Origin of the sequence: Streptomyces sp. NPDC001380 (assembly GCF_042895785.1) — a bacterium.
In the GTDB taxonomy this organism is placed as follows: Bacteria; Actinomycetota; Actinomycetes; order Streptomycetales; family Streptomycetaceae; genus Peterkaempfera.
Genome location: NZ_JBIAWP010000018.1, coordinates 72,707 through 98,524 on the forward strand (window position 1 = coordinate 72,707; position 25,818 = coordinate 98,524).

Below are 25,818 nucleotides of genomic sequence, written 5' to 3' on the forward strand. Positions count from 1 at the left end.
GCCGCGGGTGCGGGTACGGGCGGGGACGGCGGACGGGAGGACCGCCGGGGGCGGTCAGGGGGGATCCGCCGGGGAGCGGCGGGCGGGCGGAACCGGCGGGGCCGGCTGCGGGGAGCGGTCGCGGACCATGAGGGCGGCGCGCTTCCCCGGGAGGTCCAGGTCGGCGGCCCGGCGGAAGCCCGCGGCGCGGAAGGCGGCGACGGAGGCGGCGTTGCGGACGTCCGGCTCGGCGACGACCCGGGTGCAGTGCGGCAGGGCCCGCAGGACGAGGTCGGCGACCGCCCCGATCAGGAGGCCGCCCAGCCCCCTGCCGCGGGTGTCGGCGGGACCGAGGAGGAGGTGGAGGCCGGTGTCGTGCGGCCGGGCCGGGTAGTGCAGGGCCAGCGGGTCGAGGTCGGCCCGGTAGAGCTCCCAGTAGCTCACGGGCCGCCCGTCGAGGACGCCGACGCAGGGGACGCTGCGCCCGTCGCCGGCGAGCTGGGCGCCGACGTGGTCGGCGGTGGTCTCCGGGGGGCCGTCGAGCTCCCAGAAAGCGGCGACCGCCGGGTCGTTCATCCACGCGGCGAGCATCGGGAGGTCGTCGGGCAGGCGGACCGGGCGGAGGCGGAACCGGCCCGCCGGGGTGTCCGCGGCGGGCAGGCGCCCGGGGTCGCCGAGCAGTCCCCCGGGCGGGGCGCCCCCCGGTGCCCGGGTCCGGGTGCCCTCCGGCGCTCCGGACGGGACGGTCATGCCGGGCCGCCGGGGAGGAGGTGCGGGGAGCCCGCCCAGGCCACCGGGTTGGGGACGGTGACGTAGACGGACTGGGTCTCGACCGGCCCGACCAGTTCGTCCATGCCCCGCAGCCGGGTGAGGAGGTTGGCCTTGCAGCGCAGCGTCGGGGAGTCCAGCAGCCGTGCGGGGAGGGTGGAGCCGGTGGCGGCGGTGCGGTCGGCGGCGAGGAAGCGGCGCAGGGCGGCGAGGAGGAGGCGCTCGTCGGCGAGCCGCTGGGAGCCGAACGCGCCGACCAGGCCGAGGAGGTGGTTGATGCCCAGGTAGTAGGCGAAGCGCTCGTCGGCGACCCGGTCGTCGACGAAGGTGTCGCTCCGGGTGCCGATGCCCGGCAGGCGGGCGTCCAGGGCATCGGCACGGGAGCTGCGGAAGTAGTACCCCTGGTTGTCGCGGTAGCGGCCGCCGGCGGGCCAGCCGTCGGCGTCGAGGAGCACCAGGCTGTTCTGCTGGTGGGCCTCCAGGGCCACCCCGGCGCGTCCGTCGAGCCAGAGCACCGGCAGGACGGCGGCGTCGAGGTAGCGCAGGAACCACTCGGCGGCGACGGTGGCGAGCGGGCGGCCGGTGCGGCGGGCGAGGCCGTGCAGCAGGTCGGCGAGGAGGGAGGGGGCGGCGGCGCGCCCGGGTGCGGCGGGGTCGGGCAGCGGCCGCTCGGCGACCAGGCCCGCGACGCACAGCACCCGGTCGGCGGGGCCGAAGGGCTGGAGGCGGACGGCGGTGTCGAGGCCGCCGGCGGTGCCGGGCGGCAGGCCGGGGATGTCCACGCCCAGCCAGGCCGGGTCGCGGACGATGTCGTAGCAGGGGTGGTGGGCGTGCCACTCCGCGGCGAGTCCGCTCTCCAGCAGGCGGTGGACCTCCACCCCCCGGTGGAGCTCCTTGCGCAGGTTCTCCCGGCGGGAGTTGGTGATCCGCAGGCCGAGGGAGAGCTTGAGCATCCAGGGGGTGCCGGGGCGGCAGACGGTGCGGACGGAGGAGGTGGGGTACCAGGGGTCGCCGTGCGCGCCGAGGTCGTGCAGGCGGCCCTCGTCGAGCAGGGCGCGGACGGCGGGACGCAGCGCCAGGTCCTTCGCCTGCCAGGGGTGCAGGGGCAGGGCGACGGTGCCCGGGGGCAGGACCGCGGCGCCGCCGAGGAGGTCCTCGGCGATGCGGGCCGCCGGGACGGCCAGGGCGGAGTCGGCGGCCGCCAGGTCGCGGTCGGCGGCGAACCAGTGGAGGCGGAAGGATCCCCGCAGCTCCGGGGAGTAGGCGTCGGCCTCCGCCCCCCCGATGCCCTCGCGGCTCTTGGGGGTGGGGTGGAGGGGGTGCCCCAGCAGCAGTGCCTGCTCGCCCTCCAGGAAGGGGAGGGGCGGGCGGGCCGCCGCGGCGGGCTCGGAGCGGCGGTGGGCGAGGAAGCGGGCGGTGCGGCGGACCGAGTCGGCGACGCGGCCCGCGAGGTCGGCGATGTCCGCGGCGGAGGCGGGGCCGGCCTCCCGGGTGAGCAGGGCGGCGGCGGTGACGGCGTCGACCGGTACGGCGTCCCGTGGGGCTCCGGCGGGGGCACCGCCGTCCCGGTGGCCCTCGTGCTCCGCGGCCGGGGCGAGCAGGGCGGGGCCGAAGCGGTGCCAGCCGGCGGCCGACCAGTGGCGGACCGGCGCGGTCAGGCGGGCGGCGCCGGCCGCGACCGGGATGCGGAGGACGCCGTCGGGCGGCGGGGCGACGCCGGTCTCGCGGACCCAGCAGCGCAGCAGGCTCTCGAGTGCGGCGTGGTCGGCGGCGAGGTCAGGGTCCGGGTGGAGCAGCGGGTCCGGCCTGGGGGGCGCGGCGGGCCCGTCGGCCGGGGCGCGGCGGCCCGGTCCGGCGGAACCGTCCGGGCGGGCGGCTGCGGCGGCCCGCCAGGGGGCGGCCGCCGGGTCGGGGCCGGCGGCCCGGGCGGGGTCGGCGGCCTGGACGGGGACGATGGTGCTCGGGCCGGTGAGGGCGGGGTCCACTGGCGCCTCCTGCTGGGCAGCGTTTCCGAGCGGCGTAGCGGCGGCAGCGGCGCTGCCCGGACACGTCCGCGGGGTGGCTGGTAAGGCTTACCTTAGTTCGGTGACGGCGGGCAAGCGGCCGGCCACTCGAAGTGGTGATTCCGGCCGCTCGTTTCACCCCGGGGGGTGACGCGGCGAACCGCCGGCCGCGGGCGGCGCGTACGGGGGGCCCGGGCGGTCGTCACGTTTCGGTGACCGTCCGCCAGCGCCCGCAACCGGGGGGCGATGTGCCCCGTCGACCTCGGAGATGGGAAAGTAGTGCCGCCCGACGACGGCGCGAGCCGTGTCTTGAACCCTGGGGGAACTGAGCTCATGTCACCCATACGCAGGGGGCCCCTGCGCCGCCGGACGACCCGCACCGGCACCGGCACCTCCCTCGCCGCCGCCGCCCTGGCGGGCGTCACCCTGCTCGGGGTGACCGCCTGCACCAGCGACGGGGGCTCGTCCGACGCGGGCGGGAGCGTCACCGCCCGGGCGACGTCCGGGGCCGACGGGGGCCTGCCGGGGGACCTGGCCAGCGCGCTGCCGAGCGGCCTGCCCAGCGGCCTGCTCGACGGCCTGCCGAGCAGCCTGGACCAGTTGAAGAACTGGACGTTCGACGACTGGGACAAGTGGGCCCAGGACCACGTCTTCAACAACCCGGTGATCAAGGGCCTGTGGGACCCGCAGAAGATGAAGCAGGCCCGGCCCAAGGACCAGGCGCCCCCGGCGGACCCGCCGAACGACAACGGCAACGGCGGGACCGACAACGGGAGCGACCCGGAGCCCGCCCCGATCCGGGCGACGGCCGTGGAGCGGCCCTACACCAAGTTCGGCGCCGTCGGGAAGATCTTCTTCGACGAGCCCGAGGGCACCGCCGTCTGCTCGGGCACCGTGGTGAGCGACCCGGCGCACCCCGGGAAGAGCAACCTGGTGTGGACCGCCGGCCACTGCGTGCACGGCGGCAGGGGCGGCGACTGGTACAAGCACATCATGTTCGTGCCGGGCTACAACAGCTCGGGCGTGGGCAGCGGCGGGCAGCAGTCGCTGGACCGGGCGCTGGCCCCGCTCGGCCAGTGGTGGGCGGACGACATCGTCACCTCCCCGCAGTGGGCGGCCGAGGGGCCGCCGGCCACCCACGGCCCGGTGAACAAGTCCAGCCAGTACGACTTCGCGGTGCTGCGGGTGCACAACCCGCAGGGGGACGGCCGCTCCCTGGAGGAGACGGTCGGCAGCGCGATCCCGGTGTACTTCAACGCGCCGCGCACCGCCATGGCCCCGGTCGCCAACTGGGGCTACCCGGCCAAGGAGCCCTTCGACGGGCAGGAGCTGTACCGCTGCCGCAGCACGATCCCGCCGGTGCGGCTGTCCTTCGACACCAGCCGGCCGCCGATGCTCGTCATCGGCTGCACGATGACCGCCGGCTCCAGCGGCGGCGGCTGGTTCACCCGGATGCCGGACGGCAGGACGGGCCTGGTCAGCGACAACTCCATCGGCCCGGTGGACAACCCGACCTGGGAGGCCGGCCCGTACCTGGGCACGGTGGCCCAGAAGATGTTCGACTACTTCACGCGCAAGTCGTCCTGACCCGCGGGCACGGCGCGACGGCCGGAGGGCCGGACCCCGATCGGGGTCCGGCCCTCCGGCCGTCGCGCGTCGCCGGGGGCGTCCGTCAGCCCTTGGCGCCGGCCACGGCGTACCGGCCCAGCTCGGCCGCCAGGTCCGCGGCGACCTTGGCCCGCAGCAGCGTGCCCTCGGCGGTGTGCTCGGTACCGGTGATCTCGCCCTCGGCGTGCACCCGGGAGACCAGGTCGCCGCGGGTGTACGGCACCAGGGCCTCGACCTCGATCGAGGGCCGCGGCAGCTCGTCCTCGACCAGCTTGAGCAGCTCGTCGATGCCCTGGCCGGTGCGGGCCGACACCACGATGGCGCGCGGCTCGCGGCGCAGCAGCCGCTGGAGCACCAGCGGGTCGGCGGCGTCGGCCTTGTTGACCACGACGATCTCCGGCACGTGCTGCGCCTCGACGTCGTTGATCACCTGGCGGACCGCCGCGAGCTGCGACTCCGGCTCGGGGTGCGAGCCGTCCACCACGTGCAGGATGAGGTCGGCGTCGGCGACCTCCTCCATGGTGGAGCGGAACGCCTCGACCAGGTGGTGCGGCAGGTGCCGGACGAAGCCCACGGTGTCGGCGATGGTGTAGACGCGGCCGCCCGGCGTGGTGGCGCGGCGCACGGTCGGGTCCAGGGTGGCGAACAGCGCGTTCTCCACCAGGACGCCCGCGCCGGTGAGCCGGTTGAGCAGGGACGACTTGCCGGCGTTGGTGTAGCCCGCGATGGCCACCGACGGCACCTGGTGGCGCCGGCGCTCCTGCCGCTTGGTGTCGCGGCCCTTCTTCATGTCGGCGATCTCGCGGCGGAGCCGGGCCATCTTGACGCGGATGCGCCGCCGGTCCGTCTCGATCTTGGTCTCACCGGGGCCTCGGGTGGCCATGCCGCCGCCCGAGGAGCCGGAGCCGCCGCCGCCCATCTGGCGGGACAGGGACTGGCCCCAGCCGCGCAGCCTGGGCAGCATGTACTGCATCTGGGCGAGCGAGACCTGCGCCTTGCCCTCCCGGGACTTGGCGTGCTGGGCGAAGATGTCGAGGATCAGGGCCGTCCGGTCGACGACCTTGACCTTCACGACGTCCTCGAGGTGGATCAGCTGGCCGGGCGTGAGCTCGCCGTCGCAGACGACGGTGTCGGCGCCGACGGCGGCGACGATGTCGCGGAGCTCCTTCGCCTTGCCCGAGCCGATGTAGGTGCCGGCGTCGGGCACGTCGCGGCGCTGGATCACACCGTCCAGCACCTGGGAGCCGGCCGTCTCGGCGAGGGCGGCGAGCTCGGCGAGGGAGGTCTCGGCCTCCTCCGCCGTGCCGTCCGTCCACACGCCGACGAGCACCACGCGCTCCAGGCGGAGCTGCCGGTACTCGACCTCCGTGACGTCCTGGAGCTCGGTGGAGAGGCCGGCGACACGGCGCAGGGCGGCGCGGTCGCTGCGGTCGTACTGGTCGCCGTCGAAGCCGTGGTCGAGGTCCTCGTCGATCCCCGCGAGGTCCTCGTCCATGAGGGCTGCCGCCCGGAGGTCCTCCGGGCGGCGAGCCGCGCGCCCGGTGGAGTGGTCGCGGTTGTCGAACGTGGAGGTCATCGTGTCCTTAGGGGTGCTGGAACGGATCTGCCGCCGGGATCGTGCCCGGCGTCTCGCCCGGCCTCACTCGGCACTCCTGGTGAACGCCGCGGCGGCGCCGCGGATTCCCGACGATGGTCGCACGCCCGGCGCCGCGGGGTCACCTGCATTTGCCCGGCGGCGGGTCCCGCCCGGGCCCGGCCGGTAGACGTCGTACACCCCCGAGACGCGCAGCATGGCCCGCATGAGGGGGGCCAGTGCGGCCGGGTCGGGCAGCTCGACGGTGTAGGTGTGGCGGACCCGCAGCTCCTGCGGGGGCTCCACGGCGGCGGAGACGATGCCGACGCCCTCGGCGGCGATGGCGGCGGTGAGGTCGGCGAGCAGGCGCGGGCGGTTGAGGGCGTCCGCCAGCAGGGTGACCCGGTAGCCGCGGCGGCGCGGGCCGGAGGTCCAGCCGACCTCGACCGGCGTCCTCCCGGCGGCCCGCATCTGGCGGCCGGCGGGGCAGTCCCGCCGGTGGACGGCGACGGTGCCGCCCCGGATGGCGAAGCCGGTGACCCGGTCCGGGGGGACGGGGGTGCAGCAGCGCGCCAGCCGCACGGGGACGTCGGGGCGGCCGCGCACCTCCACCGGACCCGCCGTGGGGGCGGCGGCGCCGGCCCCGCCGTCACGGCCGTCCCGGTCGGCGCCGCGGGCCGGGGCGGCGGGCGGCGGCCCGCCGTCGGCGGCGGGGGCCGGACCCTCGGCGGCGGGACCCGCGGCGGGATCCTCCGCGGCGGGGACCGGGTGGGCCGCCAGCCAGTGCTCGATGGCCAGCCGGGCGCGGGGGGTGCGGACGTGGCGGAGCCACTCCGGGGAGGGTCCGGAGGGCTCGCCGGGCCCGGGCTCGGTGAGCACGCCCACCACGTCGCCGTCGCCGAGCTGGGTGGAGAGGGCGGCCAGCCGCCCGTTGACCCGGGCGCCGATGCAGCGGTGGCCGACCTGCTCGCCGAGGGCGTACGCCGCGTCCACGCAGGTGGCGCCGGCCCGCAGGGTGAGGGTGGCGCCCTCCTCGGTGACGGCGGTGATCTCCCGGTCGTCGGAGAGGTCCGCGGTCAGGGTGGACCAGAAGGTGTCCGGGTCGGGGGTGTCGCGCTGCCAGTCCAGGAGGCGGGTGAGCCAGCCGGGGCGCGCCGGGTCGGTGCGGTCCAGCTCGTCGCGGTCGGGCTCGGTGCGGCCGGGCGCCTCCGGCCCGTCCGCGTCCGGTCCGGACGCGGGGGGCGCGGACGCGGCGGACCCGGCGGGCCCGTCCTCGGCCGGCCGGTCCCCCTCCGGGCCGCCGCCGGGGCCCTGCGGCTCCGGCTGGCGGGGACTGCCGAGCGCGACCACGCCGAACTCGGCCACCCGGTGCATCCGCCGGGTGCGGACCAGCACCTCCACCACGTCGCCCCGCTCGTCCGCGACCGCGGTGTGCAGCGACTGGTACAGGTTGAACTTGGGTGCGGCGACGAAGTCCTTGAACTCGCCGGGCAGCGGCGTCCAGCAGGTGTGCAGCTCGCCGAGGGCGGCGTAGCAGTCGGCGTTCTCCTCCACCACGACCAGGACCCGCCCGAGGTCCGCGGGGCGCAGCTGCTGGGGGCGGCCGTCCGCCCCGGGGGCGGCGAGCCGCTTGAGCAGCACGCGGTGGACGGAGACGCAGTGCCGGGGCCGGACGGTGACCTCCGCCGCGACCCCCGTCTCGGCGAGCTGGCGGCGCAGCCGGGCGGCGAGGTCGGCGAGGGGCCCGGTGGAGGTGTCGGCGGCGGCGACCAGGGCGGCGGTGCGCCCGTGCTCCTCCGGGTGGAGGGTCGCGAAGACGATGTCCTCCAGCTCCGTCTTGACGACCTGGATGCCGAGGCGCTCGGCGAGCGGGATGAGCACGTCGCGGGTGACCTTGGCGATCCGCACGCGGCTGGCGGGCTTCATGTGCCGGATGGTGCGCATGTTGTGCAGCCGGTCGGCGAGCTTGATGACCATCACCCGGACGTCGTTGCCGGTGGCCAGCAGCATCTTCCGGAAGGTCTCCGCCTCCGCCGCGGCGCCGAAGTCGACCTTCTCCAGCTTGGTGACGCCGTCGACGAGGTAGGCGACCTCCTCGCCGAAGTCCGCCCGGACCTGGTCCAGGGTCATCTCGGTGTCCTCCACGGTGTCGTGGAGGAGGGCGGCGACCAGGGTGGTGGTCTCGGCGCCCAGCTGGGCGAGGATCATGGTGACGGCGAGCGGGTGGGTGATGTAGGGCTCGCCGCTCTTGCGCGTCTGGCCGCGGTGGCCGGCCTCGGCGCTCAGGTAGGCCCGGCCGAGCAGGGCCAGGTCGGCGCGCGGGTGGTGGGCCCGGTGGGCGCGGACGATGGGCTCGATCGCGTCGGGCAGCGGGGGCCGGCCGGTGGCCAGCAGGGCGGCGCGGCCGGCCCTGCCGAGGGCGGCCCGTCCGAGGCGGCGGACGGTCCTCGGGACCGCGGCGGCCGCGGCCCGGCCCGGGGGCTCCTGCACCGCGACCCGCTCCGCCGGGGCCGGGCGCGGGGGGGCCTCCGGGGAGGCCTGCCGCCGGGCGGGTTCGCGGAAGGGCGGCTGCCGGGTCGGCGGCTCCTGGGCGGGGGGCTGCCGCGGGGGCGTGGTCGGGGCGTGCGCGTCGGCCGACGGATCACCGGCTCGAATGGTCATGGGCACCTCCGGCAGCGAACACCGGAGCGCGTCCCGACCCCGGTGGTCCATGCTACCGAGCCCATCACGGCAGGCGACGGTTCACCTGCGGAGCGTCAGAACAATCACCCGATAGGGGGGATTCAACGGAAGCGGCGCTGGGGAGCGGGACCGCTCAGGCCGTCGTGGCCAGCCAGTCGGAGAGGATGACGCCCTCGGCCACGATCACCGCGGGGCCCGTCATCTCCACCCGGCCGTCGGGGTGCTCGGTGATCACCAGCCGGCCGCCGGGCACGTCGACCGTGCAGGTCGCGGACCGGCCGGTGACGGCGGGGTCGGCGCCGTCGCGGCGCGCGACGGCCACGGCGACGGCACAGGCCCCGGTGCCGCAGGAGCGGGTCTCGCCGGACCCGCGCTCGTGGACCCGCATGGCCACGTGGGCCGGACCCCGGTCGACGACGAACTCCACGTTGACGCCGTCGGGGTAGGCCCCGTCCGGGGCGACCGAGGGGGCGGTCAGCAGGTCGCCCGCGTGGCCGAGGTCCTCGACGAAGGCCACGGCGTGCGGGTTGCCCATGTTGACGTTGCGGGCGGGCCAGCGGCGGCCGCCGACGGACACCTCGACGGATTCCGGTCCGGGCAGCACGGCGCGGCCCATGTCCACGGTGACGTCCCCGGGACGGCCGTCCGGCCCGTCCTCGGCGACGTGCGCCCGGCGCACCCCGGCCCGGGTGGCGACGGCCAGGTCGCCGGGCTTGGCGTGGCCGGCGTGGACCAGGTAGCGGGCGAAGACCCGGACGCCGTTGCCGCACATCTCGGCGACGGAGCCGTCGGCGTTGCGGTAGTCCATGAACCACTCGGCGTCGCCCGCGAGGGCCGCGGCCTCCGGGTGGGCGGCGGAGCGGACCACCCGGAGCAGGCCGTCGCCGCCGATGCCGGCGCGGCGGTCGCACAGCCGGGCGACCTGGGCCGGGCCGAGGTCGAGCACGCCGTCCGGGTCCGGCACGATGACGAAGTCGTTCTCGGTGCCGTGGCCCTTGAGGAAGACCGGTCCGTCGGAGGCCGGGGTCGCACCCGGGGTGTGGTCGCTCACGGTGCCAGCGTACGGGTTCGCCCCGGTGCGGGTCGCGGCGGTGCGGGTCACGGCGGGACAGGACAGGAGGGGCGGGCGGAGGCGCGGGGCGGGCGTCAGCCGCGCAGCAGGGCGACGCGCCACACGGCGAGCCCGACGGCGGCGAGCCCGACCAGGGTGTACGCGGCCAGGGGCCGCCAGCCCGCCCGCTCGCCGGAGCCGCGCCGCGGCAGGCCGGGCCAGGTGTAGCCGACCCGCCGGGCCGCCATCGCGCCCCAGCCGACCGAGGCCGAGGTCAGCAGCAGCCCGAGCATCCCGACGACGGCGCCGCCGCCGCCCGACTCGAAGGCGAGCGGGAAGGCGAACATGAGCGAGCCGAGGATGCCGACCACCGCGATCGGCAGCGTCTGCCACCAGCGGAGCCGCCGCCTGGGGCGGATCTCGCGCTCGTGGACCACGCCGTCCGGCGGGGCGGCGGCGGTGCCGCCGATCAGCTCCAGACCGCCGGCGAAGGGGTCCTGCGGGTCCAGCGGGGCGAGCGGCGTCCCGCCGATCCGGTCGGGGAGGGCGGCGCGCAGTCCCGCGGCGGGGGCGTCCAGCCTCCGGTCCGCTTCGGGGCCGGTACCCGTCGACACGCGGCCTCCCCGGACATTCGACGCATGGTGCGACAAGAGATCGTCACCCTGATGTGGTCGATGATGGCACGCCCCCGGGTGGTCACCGCGCGTCACACGAGGTCCTCGGGTGATCCGTGGCCATCACGTGATCCAGCCGTGACCGCGGTGTCCCTCTGCACTTGCACATGCGCCCTGCGTATGCACCGGCCGCCCCGGACGCACGCCGTGCGCGGCGCACGCGCCGGAGGCCGGACCGGCCGGCACGCGGCCCGCCCGGCGCCGGGTCCGGCGCCGGGCAGGGCCGTCCCCGGTCCCGGCGCCGCGTCAGGCCGGTCCTGCGTCAGACCCCGCGCCGTGTCGGGCCCGGACCAGCTCCAGCGCGCGCCGCAGCAGGTCGCCCGGGTCGGAGCCGGTCCCGCCCGGCAGCCAGTGGATCCGCGGGTCGCGGCGGAACCAGGACTCCTGGCGGCGGGCGAAGCGCCGGGTGGCGCGGACGGTCTCCTCGCGGGCCTCGTCCTCCTCGCACTCCCCCGCGAAGTGGGCCAGCACCTGCTGGTAGCCCAGCGCCCGCGAGGCGGTGCGGCCCTCCCGCAGGCCCGCCGCCTCCAGCGTGCGGACCTCGTCGAGCAGGCCGGCCTCCCACATCCGGTCGACCCGCAGCGCGATCCTGGCGTCCAGCTCCGGGCGGGGCACCGCCACACCGAGCTGCACGGTGTCGTAGGCCGAGGTGTGGCCGGGGAGGCTGGCGGTGAAGGGGCGCCCGGTGATCTCGACGACCTCCAGGGCCCGCACGACGCGGCGGCCGTTGCTCGGCAGGATGGCCTCGGCGGCGGCCGGGTCGAGGGCGGCGAGCCGGGCGTGGAGCGTCCCGGAGCCGTGCTGCTCCAGCTCGGCCTCCAGCCGCTCCCGCACCCGCGGGTCGGTGCCGGGGAACTCCATCACGTCGACGGCGGCCCGGACGTACAGCCCGGACCCGCCCACCAGCACCGGGGTGCGGCCGGCGGCGAGCAGCCGGTCGACGACGGCACGGGCCAGCCGCTGGTACTCGGCGACGCTCGCGGCCTCGGTGACGTCCCAGACGTCGAGGAGGTGGTGCGGGACGCCGCGGCGCTCCTCGGGGGTGAGCTTGGCCGTGCCGATGTCCATGCCCCGGTAGAGCTGCATGGAGTCGGTGTTGACGACCTCGCCGCCCAGTTCGCGGGCGAGCGCGACGGCCAGGTCGGACTTGCCGGCGGCGGTCGCGCCGACGACGGCGACAACCCTGGGCTGCGCGGACGGGCCGCCGGGGGCGGCGGGAGCGGCGGGACGGGCGGGGGTGGGGCTGGTCACGCACCCAGTTTCGCAGGCCGCGGGGGGTGGTCGGCCCGGGTGGGCGCCGCTCCGCGGGGGCGGCGGGCGCCGCGACGGCGCCGGACCCGGGCAGGGCGCTCCGGCGCGGCCCCGGCGGCGTCCGCGTCAGGTCCAGGCCGCGACCAGGTAGCCGACCCCGTAGGGCGCCTCGTCGTACAGCAGGCGGCCGCCGAGCCCGGCGCCCCCGGCCGCGCCCGCCAGCACCTGCCAGGGCGCGCGTCCGGCGGCCATCAGCCCGGCCGCGCGGTCCGGCGGCAGCGCGGCCAGGGCGGCGGTGTCGGCGGCGGCGAGGGCACGGGCCGCCGCGGCGTCGAAGGCCTCCGCCCGCCCGTCGAGGTAGCCCGGGGCCTTGAGCGAGCGGCGGGCGCTGCCGTCGCCGAGCACCAGCAGCGCGGTGCGGGGCGCGGCCTCCGCCAGCTCCGCCCCGAGGCGCAGGCAGGCGTCGGGGTCCTCGTCCGGCCGCACGCACCTGGCCTCGCAGGGGCCCGTCCACCCGGCCCGCTCCAGCAGCCAGGCGCCCACGGCCACCGACGCGGTGAGCTCGCCCCACGTGCCGTCGCCGGGGTCCCGGCCCGTGCCGAGGCGGACGGTGCGGTCCACCCCGTAGCGGCGGAAGGAGCCCCGGGCGCCCCAGGGGAAGGAGTTCCGCCGACCGGGGTCGCCCTCGTCCGTGGTGCCGACGACCAAGAGCCGGTCGGGCCGGGCCTCGGCCACGGCGCGCAGCGCCCGGTCGCAGGCGTCGCGCAGCGCGTCCAGCTCCGGGGCGGCGCCGGCGGCGACCTCGGGCACGAGCAGCGGCGGGCAGGGGCAGACGGCGGCGGCGACCAGCATGATCCGCACTCTAGCCGGGCGGTGCGGCGCCGGGCACGGCGCGGGGCGGCGTCGGGAACGGCACGGGGCGGGGCGGCGGGAACGGCGCGGGGCGCCGCGCGGCACGGGAACGGCGCGGGCCCGGCGGGGCGTCGTCCGCCCGCCGGGCCCGTGCGCACGGGTGCCGGTGCCGTCAGTCGCAGCCGCAGGCGCCGCCGGGCGCGGCGGGCAGCGGGGCCGGGACGCCGACGGTGGGCAGGCCCAGCATCACCCCGGCGGGCGCGGCGGCCGGGGCCGCGTGGCGCCGCTCCCAGGCGTCGCCCGCGCGGGTCCGGCGCACCGCGAGCGGGGCGCCCTCGGCCAGCAGGTGGTGCGGGGCGGCGTAGGTGACCTCGACGGTGACCATGTCGCCCGGGCGCGGGGCGGGTCCCTCGGGCCGGGTGAAGTGCACCAGGCGGTTGTCGGGGGCGCGGCCGGAGAGCCGCTCGGTGCGGTCGTCCTTGCGGCCCTCGCCCTCGGCGACGAGGACCTCCAGGGTGCGTCCGAGCTGCTTCCTGTTCTCCGCCCAGGAGATCTCCTCCTGGAGGGCGACCAGCCGCTCGTAGCGCTCCTGGACGACCTCCTTCGGGATCTGGCCGTCCATCTCCGCGGCCGGGGTGCCGGGCCGCTTGGAGTACTGGAAGGTGAAGGCCTGGGCGAAGCGGGCCTCGCGGACCACGTGCAGGGTCTGCTCGAAGTCCTCGTCGGTCTCCCCGGGGAAGCCCACGATGATGTCGGTGGAGAGGGCGGCGTCCGGCATGGCGGCGCGGACCTTCTCGATGATGCCGAGGTAGCGGTCCTGCCGGTAGGAGCGGCGCATGGCGCGCAGCACGGTGTCGGAGCCGGACTGCAGCGGCATGTGGAGCTGGTGCATCACGTTGGGCGTCTCCGCCATGGCGGCGATGACGTCGTCGGTGAAGTCGCGCGGGTGCGGCGAGGTGAAGCGGACGCGCTCCAGGCCGTCGATCCGCCCGCAGGCGCGCAGCAGCTTGGAGAACGCCTCGCGGTCGCCGATGTCGGAGCCGTAGGCGTTGACGTTCTGGCCGAGCAGGGTGACCTCGACCACGCCCTCGGCGACCAGCGCCTCGACCTCGGCGAGGACGTCGCCGGGCCGGCGGTCCTTCTCCTTGCCGCGCAGCGCGGGGACGATGCAGAAGGTGCAGGTGTTGTTGCACCCGACGGAGATGGCGACCCACGCGGCGTACGCGGACTCGCGCCGGGAGGGCAGCGTGGAGGGGAAGGTGTCCAGCGACTCCAGGATCTCCACCTGGGCCTCGGACTCCACCCGGGCGCGCTCCAGCAGCGCCGGCAGGTGGCCGATGTTGTGGGTGCCGAAGACCACGTCGACCCAGGGGGCCCTGCGGACGATGGTGTCCCGGTCCTTCTGGGCCAGGCAGCCGCCGACGGCGATCTGCATCCCCGCCCGGTCCGCCTTGACGGGGGCGAGCCGCCCCAGGTTGCCGTACAGCCGGTTGTCGGCGTTCTCCCGCACCGCGCAGGTGTTGAAGACGACGACGTCGGGGCTGCCGTCCTGGTCGGCCTTGACGTAGCCGGCGTCCTCCAGGAGGCCCGACAGCCGCTCGGAGTCGTGGACATTCATCTGGCACCCGTAGGTGACCACTCGGTAGGTTCGCGCGCTCATCTCAGGGCCAAGGGTACGCGCCCCGGGCCCCCCGCCGCCCCTCCCCTCCGGAGGCCGCGGATGGCAGGATCCGGGCATGGCCGACTCCGCAGCACGCCTGCTCCCCCGCCTGGCCGCGGCGGTCCGCAGCCGCGCCTCGTCCCGGCTGTGGCGCGCGGGCACGGCGCTGGCCGTCGTCGCGTCCCTCCTGCTGGGGTGGTGGCTGTCCGCCCCCGAGGCGCCGTCCTACCCGCGGGGCACCGTCGGCTTCGCCACCGGGGTGCCGCGCGGCGTCTACCAGAAGTACGGGACGATGCTGCGGGCGTACGTGCACACCGCGATGCCGGGGGTGGAGCTGCGGCTGGACGCGTCGGAGGGCTCGCCGGACAACCTGGAGCGGGTGGCGACCGGGCGGGACTCCTTCGCCATCGCCACCGCGGACGCCGTGGCCGTCTACGACGGGCCCGGGAGGGAGCGGCTGCGGGCGATCGCGCGGCTGTACGACGACTACCTGCAGCTGGTGGTGCCGGCCGGCTCGCCGGTGCGCAAGACGGCGGACCTCAGGGGGCTGAGGGTCGGCGTGGGCCAGCCGCAGTCCGGGGTGTCCCTGGTGACCAAGCGGCTGCTGAGGGCCGCAGAGCTGGACCCCACCCGCGACATCACGCCGATGCCGATGGGCATCGGCGCCGCGGCCGACGCCCTGCGGGACGGGCGGATCGACGCCTTCTTCTGGTCCGGGGGCCTGCCGACCGGGGCGGTGGAGGACCTCTCCCGCCAGATGCCGATCAGGCTGGTGCCCCTCGGCGAGCTGGCCGGGGCGCTGCACCAGGGCGGCGACGACGGCTCGGAGGCGTACCGGGCCGCGGTGATGCCCGCCGACGCCTATCCGCTGGCGATCGCCCCGGGGAAGCCGGTGCCGACGGTGGCCGTGGCCAACCTGATGGTCACCCGTGACGACACCGACACCTCCCTGGTCCAGCGGATGACCCAGGCGGTGGTCGGCAGCCGGGACGCGATCGGGGCCCAGGTGCACGCCGCGCAGCTGATGGACCTGCGGACGGCCGTGTACACCGCCCCGCTGCCGCTGCACGAGGGGGCGCGCCGCTACTACGCCTCCGTGAAGCCCTGAGCCGCCCGCGGGTCGCGCACCGCCGCGCGCGACGCCGTATTCGACCGGTTCCTCCCGGCGTTCCCCGGACGGGAGGGGAGGGGAGATGGTCCCGCCCGGCCGGGCCCCCTAACCTGATCCCCTGAACGGCTGAACGGCTGAACGGCCGGACGGCACTCGAGCCAGGGGGCGGGGCATGCAGACCGGGGGTGGACCCGACGGCGAGGAGCGCGCGCAGGGCGCGCCCGCCGGGCGGGAGCAGGGGGACGGCCCCCGGGCCGCCGACCGGGACGGGGCCGAGGGGCACCCGGGACGCCTGATCGACAACCGCTACGAGCTGCAGCGCCGCCTGGGCCGGGGCGGCATGGGGGTGGTCTGGGAGGCCAGGGACACCCGGCTGCACCGGCAGGTGGCGGTCAAGGAGCTGCTCTTCCGGGGCGCCGTGGACCCCGAGACGCAGGCCCAGTGGGTGGAGCGCGCCCGCCGCGAGGCACAGGCCATCGCCCGGATCGGCCACGAGCACGTGGTGACGGTGTACGACGTCACCGAGGCCGACGGCCAGGTGTGGATCGTGATGGAGCAGGTCGACCCGCGCTCCCTGGCGGACCTGCTGCGGGCCAACGGGCGGCTGCCGCTGCAGGACGCGGCCCGGATCTGCCTGGAGGTGCTGCGCGGGCTGCGGGCGGTGCACGCCGCCGGGGTGCTGCACCGCGACGTCAAGCCGCACAACGTCCTCTTCCGGCGCGACGGCCGCGCGGTGCTGATGGACTTCGGCATCGCCACCTTCGAGGGCGCCGCCCAGGTGACCCGGCTGCACGAGACCGTGGGCACGCCCGCCTACCTGGCGCCGGAGCTGGCCGTGCCGTCCGACCGGCGTCCGCCCGGCCCGGCGAGCGACCTGTGGTCGCTCGGCGTGGCCCTGTACGAGATGGTCGAGGGCAGGCTGCCGTTCCGCGGCGCGACCCCGTACGAGGTGCTGCTGGCCGTCCGCGAGGAGGAGCCCCCGCCGCCGGTGCACGCCGGTCCGCTGGGGCCGCTGCTGGCGGGGCTGCTGGCCAAGGACCCGGCGGACCGGACGACCGCGGACCGGGCCGAGGAGCTGCTGCGCCACGTGGTGCAGGACACCCCGGCGACGCCCTCCTCGCTCGACCTGCGGACCTGGCGCCTGGTCGGGTCGGACACCGGCGGCGGCACCGGCACCGGCGGCGGGAACGGTTCCGGGGGTGCCCGCCGGGACGGCGGCCCCGCCGAGCCCGGCCCCGGCGGGGACCGGCCGGTCCGGCGGGCGTGGTGGCGGGACCGGCGGCTGCGGCTGCCGGCGCTGGCGGTCGTGCTCGCCCTGGTGGCGGGCGCGGCCTGGCTCGGCCACCGCGGCCGGGACGCGCAGGACGACCTGGCGGACTCCCCGACGATGGTGCAGGCGCGCCAGCGCGGCATGCTGGTCATCGGCGTCAAGCAGGACCAGCCGGGGCTGGGCGTGCTCGTGGACGCGCACCGGAGCCTCTACCGGGGCTTCGACGTGGACCTGGCCTCGTTCATCGCCCGGGACCTCGGGTTCGGGGCGTCCCGGGTGCGTTTCACCACCGTGAACACCGGCAGCCGGGAGCTGATGCTGCAGAACGGCTCGGTGGACCTCGTGGTGGCCAGCTACAGCATGACGCCGGAGCGGGCCCGGGAGGTGACCTTCGCCGGGCCGTACTACCTGACGGGACAGGACCTCCTGGTCCGCACCGACCAGACCGGCGTGCAGGGCGCGGAGGACCTGGCCGGCCGCACGGTGTGCACGGCCTACGGATCGACGCCCGGGAAGCGGCTGGCGAGGCTCTTCCCCGCCATCAGGGTGGCGTACCGCAACGCCTACGCCCTGTGCGTCGACGACCTGCTGGCCCACCGGGTGGACGCGGTCTCGACCGACGACATCATCCTGGCCGGCTACATGAACCAGAAGGAGTACCGCGGCCGGCTGCGGCTGCTGCACGCCCCCTTCGGGTCGGAGTCGTACGGCGTCGGCATGGCGCTGGGCGACGAGGCGATGCGGCGCCGCGTGTGCGCGTCGATCGACCGCTACGTCGACAGCGGCGCCTGGCACGCCTCGTGGAAGCGGTGGCTGGAACCGCTGGGCCTGCTGCAGCCGAGGCCGGGCACCTGCTCCGACCAGACCTGGCGGAACACCGGCTGACGCGGTGCGGAGCCCGGCGGGCGGTGTCCCGGGGCCGGTTCCGGCCTCAGTCCACCGTGCGGCGCGGGGCGGTCAGGGTCACCCGCAGCCCCGTCGGCTCGCCCGGGCCGAACTCCAGCGCCCCGCCGGTGGCCGCCAGCAGGGTGCGGGCGATGGAGAGGCCGAGGCCGGACCCGTCGACGTTCTGGTGGCGGGGGCTGCGCCAGAAGCGGTCGCCGATCCGTGCCAGCTCCTCGTCGGTCAGCCCGGGCCCGCCGTCCGCCACGGTGACGGCGACGTCGTCGCCGCGCAGGGCCACCGACACCCGCACCGGCTCCCCGCGGGGGGTGAACTTCAGCGCGTTGTCGACCACCGCGTCCAGCGCGCTGCCGAAGCCGACGGGGTCCGTCCAGCCCAGGGCCATCGGCGGCCCCTCCCAGGCCAGCTCCACACCGCGCTGCCCGGCGACCGGCCGCCAGGCGTCCACCCGCCCCAGCGCCAGCCTGACCAGGTCGGTGCGGACCGCCTCGGGGCGGGCGTGCTCGGCGGTGGCGAGCCCCAGGAGGTCGTCGAGGACGCGGGCCAGGCGGCGGCCCTCCTCGCGCACCGCGGCCAGCTCCTCCTCGTGGCCCTCGGGCAGTTCCAGGCCCAGCAGCTCGATCCGCAGCATGAGCGCGGCCAGCGGGTTGCGCAGCTGGTGGGAGGCGTCGGCGACGAAGTCCCGCTGGCGCTGCATGGACAGCTCCACGTGGTCGGCCATCTCGTTGAAGGACCCGGCGAGGCGGCGCAGCTCCGGGGGGCCGCCGGCGGGGGCGACGCGGGCGTTCATCCGTCCGGTGGCGATCTCGTGGGTGGCCCGGTCGAGGACCCGCACGGGACGCAGCACCCAGCCGGTGAGGCGGACGGAGGCCAGCACGGCGAGGGTCATGGCGGCGGCCTCGCCGGCGCCCAGCAGCAGCCAGCGGCGCAGGATGCGGGCGCGCAGCGCGCCGGTGGGCGAGTCGGTGTAGACCACGGCCACCACGTCGCCGTCGCGGACCACCGGGGAGGCGACCGTCAGGGTGCGGTCGTCCGACCAGGGCCAGACCTGCGGGGGGTTGTGGCTGCGGCGGCCGTCGAGCGCCTCCTGGAACGGCTCGCTCCGGGGGCCGTCCTCCTGGCTCCACCAGCCGCCCGGGGAGACGGCGAGGGCGCGTCCGCTGCGGGAGAAGACCCCGGCCCGGATGCCGTACACCTCGCTGTACCGGACGATCTCGGCACGCAGGACGTCCAGCGGGGCGGAGTCGCCGCTGTCGGCGGGGACGTACTGGGCGAGGCCCGCGAAGCGGGCGGAGTCGTCGATCCGGTCGACGACGACGCGCTGCTGCTCGGCGGCGGCCTCGGCGGCGGCGAGCGGCACGCCGAGGGCGGCCAGGACACCGGCCATCAGGGAGAGGAGGATGCCGAGGAGGCGGGTGCGCATGACGGGTCAGCGGCCGCTTCCGGGGGCCGGGGGCGGGGCCGCCTGGTTCCGGGCCGCCGCGGGCGGGGCGGGCGGCCCGTCCGGGGGCTCGGGGACCAGCCGGTAGCCGACGCCGCGCACCGTCTCCACCAGTGCCGGCAGCGCGAGCTTGGCGCGCAGCGAGGCGACGTGGACCTCCAGGGTGCGGCCGTTGCCCTCCCAGCCGCTGCGCCACACCTCGCTGAAGATCTGCTCCCGCCGGTAGACGACGCCGGGGTGCTGGGCGAGCAGCGCCAGCAGGTCGAACTCCTTGCGGGTGAGCGGGACCTCGCGGCCCTCCACGGTCACCCGGCGGCACTCCCGGTCGATGGCGATGCCCCGGGCCGCCAGCGGACCGGCCTCGGCGGCCCGGTCGACGGCGGCCGGTGCGCCGGTGCGGTCGGCGGGCGGCGCGGAGCCGCGGCGGGCGACGGCGTGGATGCGGGCGAGCAGCTCGCCCATGTCGTACGGCTTGGTGACGTAGTCGTCGGCGCCGAGGTTGAGGCCGTGGATGCGGGACCGGGTGTCGGCGCGCGCGGTGACCATGATCACGGGTACCCCGCTGGAGTCCCGGATCCGGCTGCACACCTCGAAGCCGTCGCGGTCGGGCAGGCCGAGGTCGAGCAGCACCACGCGGTAGGGCTCCGCGCCGTCGGGCACGAGCGCGTCGAGCGCCTCACTGCCGCTGCGGGCGTGGCGCACCTGGAAGCCGTGCCTGCCGAGTACGGCCACCAGGGCGGCCGCCACGCGGTCGTCGTCCTCGACGAGGAGCAGGCGCATCCCGCTCTCCCCTTCCGCCCGGATTCCCTGACGGTGCCGTCCGGCTCCGTGCCGTCCGGACCCGTCCGTGTCGCTGTCGGTGTCCGTGTCGCTGTCGCTCTGTCCATGTCGCTTCGGCAGGCCGCCGCGGTTCCCTGAATCCACGCCCAGGCCACCCGTCCCGGTCAACCCCGATCCGGTGAACCCGCAGGTACCGTTATTGACCTGGAACCTTGCCGACGGCGCCGTCCGCCACCTGCGGGGAGGTCCTCCGTGTCCCGATCGTGATCCTCAAGTTCCGCTCAGATCTGCTGACGGAGCGTCGCATGCGCTCCTATGGTCACCCCACCGGGGCTGCGGACTCCGCCGGTCCGCGCCCCGGCTGAACAGCCGGTACGGCCGGCGGGGAACGGGCAGCCGGCGGAAGCAGCCGGCAGGACGGCGAGAAGGAGCAGTGTGCGCATGACCGAGGCCGCCACCTCCGGGACCACCGCCGGGGCCGACGCCCTGGTGTCGCTGAAGGGCGTGAACAAGCACTTCGGTGCCCTGCACGTGCTCCAGGACGTCGACCTGGAGATCGCCGCGGGCGAGGTGGTCGTGGTGATCGGCCCGTCCGGCTCCGGCAAGTCCACCCTCTGCCGCACGATCAACAGGCTGGAGACGGTCGACTCCGGCACCATCACCGTGGACGGCCGGCCGCTGCCCGCCGAGGGCCGGGAGCTGGCCCGGCTGCGCGCCGAGGTCGGCATGGTGTTCCAGTCCTTCAACCTCTTCGCGCACCGCACGGTGCTGGAGAACGTCGTCATGGGCCAGGTCAAGGTGCGGAAGGTGCCGCGCGACCAGGCCGAGGCGAAGGCCCGGACGCTGCTGGACCGGGTCGGCGTCGGCGCCCAGGCCGACAAGTACCCGGCGCAGCTCTCCGGCGGCCAGCAGCAGCGTGTCGCCATCGCCCGCGCCCTGGCCATGGACCCCAAGGTGATGCTCTTCGACGAGCCCACCTCCGCCCTGGACCCCGAGATGATCAACGAGGTCCTGGAGGTGATGCGGCAGCTGGCCGCCGAGGGCATGACCATGATCGTGGTCACCCACGAGATGGGCTTCGCGCGCTCCGCCGCCAACCGGGTCGTCTTCATGGCCGACGGGCGCATCGTCGAGGAGAACACCCCGGAGGCCTTCTTCACCGCGCCCCGCAGCGACCGGGCCAAGGACTTCCTGTCGAAGATCCTCCACCACTGAACCGGGCCGCGGCCGCCCTTCCGGCCCGATCCCGCCCCCTCCCGTCCCCTCCTCCCGTCCGCTCCCGCACCCGTCCGCTCCCGCACCCTGCCGCCGAGCAGGCCGACGCCCGCTCCCCGTGGCCGGGGGCCGGGCGAGACCCCGCCAAGGAGAGAACCCGCATGAGGACTCGTCGCACCGCCGCGGCCGCACTGGCCGTGCTCGCCCTGACCGCCGTCGCCGCGTGCGGCAAGGAGGGGTCGCCGAACGGCGACAGCTCGGGCCCCGCCTCCTCGTACGAGGTGAAGAAGGACGTCTCAATCTCCGGCTCCCCCACCTTCGACGCGGCGAAGAAGCGCGGCAAGCTGATCGTCGGCGCCAAGGCCGACCAGCCGAACCTCGGCTTCGAGGACGTCGCCAACGGCACCCGCACCGGCTTCGACATCGAGATCGCCAAGATGGTCGCCGCCGACCTGGGCTTCCCCGCCGACAAGGTGGAGTTCAAGACCGTCCCGTCGACCAACCGCGAGACGGCGATCTCCGGCGGCGAGGTCGACTACTACGTCGGCACCTACACCATCAACGAGGACCGCAAGCAGAAGGTCTCCTTCGCCGGCCCGTACTACGTCGCCGGCCAGGACCTGCTGGTCGCCAAGGACAACACGGACATCACCGGCCCCGAGGCCACCAAGGGCAAGAAGGTCTGCTCGGCGACCGGCTCGACCTCCATCGAGCGGATCCGGAAGTACGGCGCGCAGATCGTCGCCTTCGACACCTACTCGCAGTGCGTCGACAAGCTGCTCGACGGCTCGGTCGACGCCGTCACCACCGACGACGCCATCCTCAAGGGCTACGCCGCCAAGTACGAGGGCAAGCTCAAGGTCGTCGGCAAGCCGTTCTCCCAGGAGCCCTACGGCGTCGGCCTCAACAGGGCCGACAAGCCGCTGCGCGACGCGATCAACAACGCGATCGAGGCGCACGAGAAGAACGGCGACTGGAAGAAGGCGTACGACGCGACGCTCGGCAAGTCCGGGTCGAACGCCACGCCCCCGCAGCTCGTCCGCTACTGACCGAACCCCCGGGGCGGCGGCCGTCCGGCCGCCGCCCCGGCCACGCCCGAATCCCCACCCCGGGAGGAGGAAGGCCGCCTTGGACCTCCTGTTCCGCGACCACAACCTCGCACTCTTCCGCGACGGCTTCCTGCACACGGTCGAGCTGACCGCGATCAGCGGCCTGCTCGCCCTGCTGCTGGGGGTGCTGCTGGCCGCCTTCCGCGTCTCGCCCGTGCCGCCGCTGCGCGTCTTCGGCACGGTCTGGGTGAACGTGCTCCGCAACACCCCGCTCGTCCTGCTCTTCTTCGCCGTCGTCTTCGGCCTGCCGAAGATCGGCGTCTCGCTGGACTACTTCACCTTCGCCGTGCTGGCGCTGGGCTGCTACACCTCCAGCTTCGTCTGCGAGGCGGTGCGCTCGGGCATCAACACGGTGCCGCTGGGCCAGGCCGAGGCGGCCCGCAGCCTGGGCATGACCTTCGGCCAGACGCTGCGCCTGGTGGTGCTGCCCCAGGCCACCCGCACGGTGGTGGCGCCCCTCGGGTCCGTCCTGATCGCGCTCGCCAAGAACTCCGCGATCGCCGGCGCGTTCAACGTCTTCGAGCTCTACGGCGTGATGCGGACCTGGAACGAGCGCGGCTACGACATCGTCGCGATCTTCTTCTGGGTGGCCGTGGGCTACCTCGTCATCACCTTCGCGATCAGCGGGCTGTTCCGCGCCCTGGAGAACCGACTGGCGGTGGCACGATGAGCGGCAGCGTCCTCTACGACGCCCCGGGCCCCCGGGCCCGCCGGCGCAACCTCGCCGTCGGCGTGCTCGCCACCGCGGGCATCGCCGCCCTGGTCTGGGTGGCGGTGGCGCGGCTGGCCTCGCACGGGCAGTTCTCGGCCGACATGTGGGCGCCGTTCCAGTACAAGAACGTGCAGGAGCGGCTGCTGCACGGGCTGCAGGACACCCTGACCGCGTTCGCGTTCGCCGCCGTGCTGTCGCTGCTCCTCGGCGCGCTGCTGGCGGCCGGGCGGCTCTCGGACCACCGGCCGGTGCGCTGGTTCTGCACCGCCTTCGTCGAGTTCTTCCGGGCGATGCCGCTGGTCATCATGATCTTCGCGCTCTACCAGGGGCTCTTCGGCGACGCACCGCTGTGGGCGCTGGTGACGGGCCTGACGCTGTACAACGGCTCGGTGCAGGCCGAGATCTTCCGCGCCGGCATCAACGCCGTGCCCCGGGGGCAGGCCGAGGCGGCGTACGCGCTCGGCATGCGCAAGTCCCAGGTCATGGGCGGCGTGCTGGTGCCGCAGGCCGTCCGGGCGATGCTGCCGTCGGTGCTCAGCCAACTGGTCGTCACCCTCAAGGACACGTCGCTCGGCTACATCATCACCTACGAGGAGCTGCTGTACGTCGGCAAGCTGATCGCGGGCACCACCAGCACCGCCGAGGGCTACCCCTACGTGCCGGTCGTACTCGTGATCGCGCCGGTCTACATCGGCCTGTGCCTGGCCCTGTCCGGCCTGGCCCGGTGGCTGGAGACCCGCGGCCGCCGGAACCGCGGCGCGGGGCCCGGCGCACCGGCGAAGGACGCGGGGACGGGCGGCGCGGGCCTGCCGGCCGCGGCGGGGCCCGCGGCCGCGGGATCGGCGGCCACCGGGGAGTGAGCCGGCGGGAGGCGGACCGCCGGGGAGCGGACCGCCTCGGCCGACGCAGCATCAACAGCCCCCGGAGCGCCCGGCGCCCCGGGGGCTCCCCGGTCTCCGCGGCGCGATCCGGCGTGCACCCGGAGCTGCTTGACGCGCCCCCCGGCGATCTGTTGCATTGCTCTTCGTGACAGGATGCGGGGTACTGCGGCCAGGCGGCCCACCGGGCGGACCGACACACCGTCGGCTGCGCCGTACGCGACCCCCGCAGCCCCTCCCGGGAGCCGCACCGTGGATCCGGTGATCATCATCGGGGCCGGACCGGTCGGCCTCGCCCTCGCGCTCGACCTCGCCCGCCACGAGGTGCCCAGCGTCGTCCTCGACGACGGACCGGGCCTGTGCCCGGAGTCGCCCCGCACCACCGTCCTGCGCCCGGACACCGCGGCCCAGCTCGCCCGGCTCGGCTACACGCGCGCCGCCGCCGACGGCGCCGCCTGGGACGCCTGGCACGTCCTGCGACGCCGCCAGGAGGTGCTCAGCCTCGACCTGTCCGCGACGCCCGTCCTCCACCTGCCCCAGCACCGCCTCCAGCGCGGCCTGCGGGACGCCGCCGGCGCCGAGCCGCTGGTCGAACTGGTGCCGCTGCAGCGCGTCGAGGAGCTGGAGCAGGACGGCGACGGGGTGGGCGTGCTCACCCGGCACGCCCAGGACGGCCGGTCCACCTGGTGGCGCGGCAGCCACCTCGTCGGCTGCGACGGCGCCCGGTCCACGGTGCGCCGCCTGCTGCGCGTCCGCTTCCCCGGCCGGACGGCCGTCGACCGGTACGCCGTCGCCACCCTCCGTGTCGACCTGCCCTTCCCCGGCGAGGCCCGGCTGCACCGCGACCCGCCGTGGCACGGCGACCGCGAGGCCCTGGCCCGCCCGCTGCCCGACGGCGTGTGGCGGCTCGACTGGCGGCTGCCGCCCGGCCGCCCCTCCCCCGCCGAACCCGTCGACCCGCACGCCACCTGGCCCGGCATCGTCACCGGCGACACCCTGGTCGCCCGGGTCCGCGCCACCCTGGCGGGCTGGTGCGGCGAGGTCCCCCGCTACGAGCTGCTGGCGGCCGCCGACCACACCGTGCAGCAGCGGCTCGCCGGGCGGTTCCGCACCGGGCGCTGCTTCCTCGCCGGCGACGCCGCCCACCTGCACGGTGCGCTCGGCATGCAGAACCTGGACGACGGGCTGCGGGACGCCGCCAACCTCGCCTGGAAGCTCGCCCTCGTCTGGCACCACCACGCCGGCGACGCCCTGCTGGACTCCTACGAGGCCGAGCGGCGCGGCGCGGTCGGCGCACGGCTGCGGGCCGTGGACCAGGCCATGCCGCTGCTGCGGCCCGTCAAGGGCTGGCAGCAGGCCCGGCGCAGCCTGCTGTCCGGCTCCTTCCGCCGGCACGCCCCGCTGCTGGCCGACGGCACGCTCGGCACCGGGCGCTTCGGCAGCCCCCCGGCCTACCCGGGCGGCCCCGGCGGCCCGGCCCGGTCCGGCGGGGCGGGCGGCGGCCGGGGCGGGCGGGGCGCCACCGCACTCTCGGAGGGCATGGCCTCCACGGCGTCGGGCGTCCTGGTGCCGGACGTCCCGGTGATCACCGCCGACGGCGCGCACCACCGGCTGTACGAACGGCTCGGCCGCGGGTTCCTGCTGGTGCTGGTGGCCCCCGGCACGGGGGTGTGGGCCAGCGAGCACTGGCTGGGGGCCGGGCTGATGCCGCGGCTCGCGGCGTCCGCCGCGGCGCTGCCGGCGCCCGCCGAGGTGGTGGTGGCCGAGGTGTACGAGGGTGCGGCCGCCCACACCGTGCTGCTGGTCCGGCCGGACGGCCACCTGGTCGGCACGGTCCAGGGGCACCGGCCGGAGGAGCTGCGGGAGCTCGCGGACCGCGCCCGCGGCGGCCCCGCCGCCCTGCCCGCCGCGGAGCCCGCCGGCTGAGCCTGCCGGTCGGCCCCGGGGGTCGGCCCCAGGGGTCGGACCCGGGGGTCGGACCCGTGCGGTGAGCCCGGAGGCCGAACGCACGGGTCGGGCACGGGGGCCGCACGCGGCGGTCGGCGGCGCGGCTGAGCAGGCCACCGGCGCCAGGAGCGGCTCGCAGGGGAGCAGCACCGCGGGACGGCGGTGCTGCGGTGCTGCGGGATGCGGGGGTGCGGGATGCGGGGGTGCGGGGGTGCGGGCCGCCGACGGCGCCGCAATGCGTCCTTGACCGGGTTCCGCCCACGTGGTTGAGTCCGACCGTGGGACTTCTCGGCATCAGGCTCTTCCGCCGTACGCACCTGGACACGGTCCGGTACGTCGGCTGCCTGTGTT

Annotated in this window: 19 protein-coding genes; 8 read left to right on the forward strand and 11 right to left on the reverse strand. The window is 76.2% G+C overall.

Going from position 1 to position 25,818, the window contains the following annotated elements; translation table 11 throughout:
• Positions 1 to 54 precede the first annotated feature (54 nt).
• A complete protein-coding gene (locus tag ACFY07_RS21380; RefSeq protein WP_390870601.1) occupies positions 55 to 729 on the reverse strand; it encodes a GNAT family N-acetyltransferase in 675 nt (224 codons plus the stop codon).
• Entirely contained in the window at positions 726 to 2,732 is a 2,007-nt protein-coding gene (locus tag ACFY07_RS21385; protein ID WP_390870603.1) for an IucA/IucC family protein, read from the reverse strand. The genes ACFY07_RS21380 and ACFY07_RS21385 overlap by 4 nt, the downstream gene beginning before the upstream one ends.
• A gap of 351 nt (positions 2,733 to 3,083) precedes the next feature.
• Here ACFY07_RS21385 and ACFY07_RS21390 point away from each other — a divergent pair, with 351 nt between their 5' ends.
• Entirely contained in the window at positions 3,084 to 4,337 is a 1,254-nt protein-coding gene (locus ACFY07_RS21390; RefSeq protein WP_390870605.1) for a trypsin-like serine peptidase, read from the forward strand.
• An 85-nt stretch (positions 4,338 to 4,422) separates the two neighbouring features.
• Here ACFY07_RS21390 and hflX read toward each other — a convergent pair whose 3' ends face one another.
• The 7 genes from hflX to miaB all read right to left on the reverse strand — a co-directional run bounded on the left by hflX (position 4,423) and on the right by miaB (position 14,101).
• Positions 4,423 to 5,934: a GTPase HflX gene (gene hflX / locus ACFY07_RS21395; RefSeq protein ID WP_390870607.1), complete on the reverse strand. Its 1,512-nt coding sequence runs from the start codon at positions 5,932 to 5,934 to the stop codon at positions 4,423 to 4,425.
• 63 nt (positions 5,935 to 5,997) lie between these two features.
• Positions 5,998 to 8,592 carry a RelA/SpoT family protein gene (locus ACFY07_RS21400; protein WP_390870608.1) on the reverse strand — a complete coding sequence of 865 codons (2,595 nt, stop codon included), beginning with the start codon at positions 8,590 to 8,592 and terminating at the stop codon, positions 5,998 to 6,000.
• Between the two features lie 154 nt (positions 8,593 to 8,746).
• Positions 8,747 to 9,664 carry a diaminopimelate epimerase gene (dapF, locus tag ACFY07_RS21405; RefSeq protein ID WP_390870610.1) on the reverse strand — a complete coding sequence of 306 codons (918 nt, stop codon included), beginning with the start codon at positions 9,662 to 9,664 and terminating at the stop codon, positions 8,747 to 8,749.
• 95 nt (positions 9,665 to 9,759) lie between these two features.
• A complete protein-coding gene (locus ACFY07_RS21410; protein ID WP_230654521.1) occupies positions 9,760 to 10,278 on the reverse strand; it encodes a hypothetical protein in 519 nt (172 codons plus the stop codon).
• Between the two features lie 306 nt (positions 10,279 to 10,584).
• Positions 10,585 to 11,589 carry a tRNA (adenosine(37)-N6)-dimethylallyltransferase MiaA gene (gene miaA / locus ACFY07_RS21415; protein WP_390870612.1) on the reverse strand — a complete coding sequence of 335 codons (1,005 nt, stop codon included), beginning with the start codon at positions 11,587 to 11,589 and terminating at the stop codon, positions 10,585 to 10,587.
• A 126-nt stretch (positions 11,590 to 11,715) separates the two neighbouring features.
• Positions 11,716 to 12,441 carry a hypothetical protein gene (locus ACFY07_RS21420; protein WP_390870614.1) on the reverse strand — a complete coding sequence of 242 codons (726 nt, stop codon included), beginning with the start codon at positions 12,439 to 12,441 and terminating at the stop codon, positions 11,716 to 11,718.
• A 172-nt stretch (positions 12,442 to 12,613) separates the two neighbouring features.
• Positions 12,614 to 14,101, reverse strand: coding sequence for a tRNA (N6-isopentenyl adenosine(37)-C2)-methylthiotransferase MiaB (gene miaB, locus ACFY07_RS21425; RefSeq protein ID WP_390870616.1), 1,488 nt, complete (start codon positions 14,099 to 14,101; stop codon positions 12,614 to 12,616).
• A 76-nt stretch (positions 14,102 to 14,177) separates the two neighbouring features.
• Between miaB and ACFY07_RS21430 the strand changes: the two genes are divergently transcribed.
• On the forward strand, positions 14,178 to 15,209 hold the full coding sequence (locus tag ACFY07_RS21430) for a TAXI family TRAP transporter solute-binding subunit (RefSeq protein ID WP_390870618.1): 1,032 nt from the start codon (positions 14,178 to 14,180) through the stop codon (positions 15,207 to 15,209).
• Positions 15,210 to 15,384: 175 nt separating this feature from the next.
• On the forward strand, positions 15,385 to 17,367 hold the full coding sequence (locus ACFY07_RS21435; protein WP_390870620.1) for a bifunctional serine/threonine-protein kinase/glutamate ABC transporter substrate-binding protein: 1,983 nt from the start codon (positions 15,385 to 15,387) through the stop codon (positions 17,365 to 17,367).
• 46 nt (positions 17,368 to 17,413) lie between these two features.
• Here the strand turns inward: ACFY07_RS21435 and ACFY07_RS21440 are convergent, their stop codons facing one another.
• Positions 17,414 to 18,808: a sensor histidine kinase gene (locus tag ACFY07_RS21440; protein ID WP_390870622.1), complete on the reverse strand. Its 1,395-nt coding sequence runs from the start codon at positions 18,806 to 18,808 to the stop codon at positions 17,414 to 17,416.
• Between the two features lie 6 nt (positions 18,809 to 18,814).
• The gene (locus ACFY07_RS21445; RefSeq protein WP_390870624.1) at positions 18,815 to 19,606 is read right to left on the reverse strand and encodes a response regulator transcription factor; all 792 of its coding nucleotides are present in this window, start codon (positions 19,604 to 19,606) and stop codon (positions 18,815 to 18,817) included.
• Positions 19,607 to 20,047: 441 nt separating this feature from the next.
• On the opposite strand from ACFY07_RS21445, the gene ACFY07_RS21450 reads away from it, so the two are divergent.
• The 5 genes from ACFY07_RS21450 to ACFY07_RS21470 all read left to right on the forward strand — a co-directional run bounded on the left by ACFY07_RS21450 (position 20,048) and on the right by ACFY07_RS21470 (position 25,446).
• On the forward strand, positions 20,048 to 20,821 hold the full coding sequence (locus ACFY07_RS21450) for an amino acid ABC transporter ATP-binding protein (protein WP_304944847.1): 774 nt from the start codon (positions 20,048 to 20,050) through the stop codon (positions 20,819 to 20,821).
• Between the two features lie 161 nt (positions 20,822 to 20,982).
• On the forward strand, positions 20,983 to 21,870 hold the full coding sequence (locus tag ACFY07_RS21455; protein WP_390870626.1) for a glutamate ABC transporter substrate-binding protein: 888 nt from the start codon (positions 20,983 to 20,985) through the stop codon (positions 21,868 to 21,870).
• An 88-nt stretch (positions 21,871 to 21,958) separates the two neighbouring features.
• Positions 21,959 to 22,600: an amino acid ABC transporter permease gene (locus tag ACFY07_RS21460; protein ID WP_374228205.1), complete on the forward strand. Its 642-nt coding sequence runs from the start codon at positions 21,959 to 21,961 to the stop codon at positions 22,598 to 22,600.
• Complete coding sequence (locus ACFY07_RS21465; protein ID WP_390870628.1) at positions 22,597 to 23,502, forward strand: amino acid ABC transporter permease; 906 nt, start codon at positions 22,597 to 22,599, stop codon at positions 23,500 to 23,502. Before ACFY07_RS21460 ends, ACFY07_RS21465 begins: the two co-directional genes overlap by 4 nt.
• 279 nt (positions 23,503 to 23,781) lie before the next feature.
• The gene (locus ACFY07_RS21470) at positions 23,782 to 25,446 is read left to right on the forward strand and encodes an FAD-dependent monooxygenase (protein ID WP_390870630.1); all 1,665 of its coding nucleotides are present in this window, start codon (positions 23,782 to 23,784) and stop codon (positions 25,444 to 25,446) included.
• Positions 25,447 to 25,818: the final 372 nt, after the last annotated feature.